This window comes from Curtobacterium sp. 9128, from assembly GCF_007673775.1.
GTDB lineage: Bacteria > Actinomycetota > Actinomycetes > Actinomycetales > Microbacteriaceae > Curtobacterium.
The window spans coordinates 1-1,401 of the sequence record NZ_VEAF01000011.1; the positions used below are offsets into that span (position 1 = coordinate 1).

At 55.0% G+C, this 1,401-nt stretch carries 1 rRNA gene; it reads right to left on the reverse strand.

The window, feature by feature from the left end:
• Positions 1-13: 13 nt before the first annotated feature.
• Positions 14-1,401 (reverse strand): 23S ribosomal RNA (locus FS641_RS17740); the annotation flags it as partial.

Below are 1,401 nucleotides of genomic sequence, written 5' to 3' on the forward strand. Positions count from 1 at the left end.
GGGAAATAATTGTGTTGTCAAGTCTTCGGCTTATTAGTACCGGTCAGCTCCACGGGTCGTTAGTCCCCGCTTCCACATCCGGCCTATCAACCCAGTAGTCTGCTGGGAGCCTCTCACACTCAAGGTGCATGGAAATCTCATCTCGAAGACGGCTTCCCGCTTAGATGCTTTCAGCGGTTATCCGGTCCGAACGTAGCTAATCAGCGGTGCCCTTGGCAGAACAACTGACACACCAGAGGTTCGTCCATCCCGGTCCTCTCGTACTAGGGATAGATCTTCTCAAATTTCCAACGCGCGCAGCGGATAGGGACCGAACTGTCTCACGACGTTCTAAACCCAGCTCGCGTACCGCTTTAATGGGCGAACAGCCCAACCCTTGGGACCTACTCCAGCCCCAGGATGCGACGAGCCGACATCGAGGTGCCAAACCATGCCGTCGATATGGACTCTTGGGCAAGATCAGCCTGTTATCCCCGAGGTACCTTTTATCCGTTGAGCGACAGCGCTTCCACAAGCCACTGCCGGATCACTAGTCCCGACTTTCGTCCCTGCTCGACCTGTCAGTCTCACAGTCAAGCTCCCTTGTGCACTTACACTCGCCACCTGATTGCCAACCAGGTTGAGGGAACCTTTGGGCGCCTCCGTTACTCTTTGGGAGGCAACCGCCCCAGTTAAACTACCCATCAGGCACTGTCCATGAACCCGATCAGGGTCCTACGTTAGACATCCAGAGTGACCAGAGTGGTATTTCAACAACGACTCCACGAACACTAGCGTGCCCGCTTCACAGTCTCCCACCTATCCTACACAAGCCACACCGAACACCAATACCAAACTGTAGTAAAGGTCACGGGGTCTTTCCGTCCTGCTGCGCGTAACGAGCATCTTTACTCGTAGTGCAATTTCGCCGAGTTCGCGGTTGAGACAGCTGGGAAGTCGTTACGCCATTCGTGCAGGTCGGAACTTACCCGACAAGGAATTTCGCTACCTTAGGATGGTTATAGTTACCACCGCCGTTTACTGGGGCTTAAATTCAGAGCTTCGGCCGAAACCTAACCCCTCCTCTTAACCTTCCAGCACCGGGCAGGCGTCAGTCCGTATACATCGTCTTGCGACTTCGCACGGACCTGTGTTTTTAGTAAACAGTCGCTTCCCACTGGTCTCTGCGGCCTTCAACGCTCACGGAGCAAGTCCGGTCACGTGTCCGGCCCCCCTTCTCCCGAAGTTACGGGGGCATTTTGCCGAGTTCCTTAACCACGATTATCTCGATCTCCTTGGTATTCTCTACCTGACCACCTGAGTCGGTTTCGGGTACGGGCGGCTGCAACCTCGCGTCGATGCTTTTCTCGGCAGCATAGGATCACTGATTTCCCCTTGACGGGTACGCGTCGGATCTCAGGC